Source organism: Atopobacter sp. AH10 (assembly GCF_003664595.1).
In the GTDB taxonomy this organism is placed as follows: domain Bacteria; phylum Bacillota; class Bacilli; order Lactobacillales; family Aerococcaceae; genus Atopobacter.
This window is the reverse complement of sequence record NZ_QXPZ01000055.1, coordinates 1-999: the sequence shown is the minus strand read 5'-3', so window position 1 is coordinate 999 and position 999 is coordinate 1. Positions and strand designations below refer to the sequence as shown.

Genomic DNA, 999 nt, shown 5'->3' with positions numbered 1-999 from the left:
TTGTGGGCGACCTCCTAAGTGGCATCAATTAGCGGATTTTCTAGATTGGGCTGACGAGCGCATGCAAAAAGATCATTGGAGTCCAGAAGCAGTGATTGGCTATGCTAAGAAAGAAGAGCTCTTTTCTGAGTGCGATTTACCTTGCGTCACAACTCTTTATGAATGGATTAATCATGGCATTACGAGAACTAAAAATATCAATCTCTTAGAGAAAACTTCACGTAAGCCATCTGGTCGACGCTCTCGGATTAGGAAACGGTCTTCCTTAGGTACATCTATTGAAGAAAGGCCAAAATCTATTGAAACAAGAGAAGAATTTGGCCATTGGGAAATAGATACAGTTATTGGGGCTAAAGATGCAACAGATGACGTTTTGCTAACACTTGTTGAACGCCAAACACGCTTTGAGTATTTAATACGTATACCAGCTAAAACGTCTTGTGCTGTCCAAGAAGCTGTAAATCAATTACTTGAAAACGCTGGAGAAGACGCTAAGTATCTCTTTAAATCCATTACAACAGACAACGGCAAAGAATTTACACATTTAGAAGATGCCTTCAAAGAGTATCTGGCAGTTTATTATTGCCATCCTTATAGTTCATGGGAACGTGGATCAAGCGAGAATCAGCATCGCCTCATTCGCCGTTTCATTCCTAAAGGCACGCGAATGGACTCTGTTAGTGATCGTCAACTAAAGCGTATTCAACGATGGATGAATGATTATCCGCGCAAATCACTCCACTTTAACACGGCTCACGATCTGTTGGTGAAAGCCTTCGAGAGGGAACGAAATGCCGCTTGATACGTGATGATTTGACATGGGGACCCCTGCCGGCATGATGAGCACTGGGCAGTCTCTTAGGAATAAACTAAGAGACTTATAGCCCATCTCGCTATTCGCGAGTATCATACCGGCAACCCCATATAAAATCATCACAATATGATCTAGTAGGATTATTCTGCTTCAAAGCCACAGCTCTCCCTTTGTGAAAAATTTAG

1 protein-coding gene is annotated in these 999 nt (G+C 42.1%); it reads left to right on the top strand.

The features are described from left to right. A partial coding sequence (locus D3H64_RS09630; protein ID WP_121566010.1) for an IS30 family transposase occupies positions 1–802 on the top strand: 802 nt, incomplete at its 5' end. Positions 803–999 lie beyond the last annotated feature (197 nt).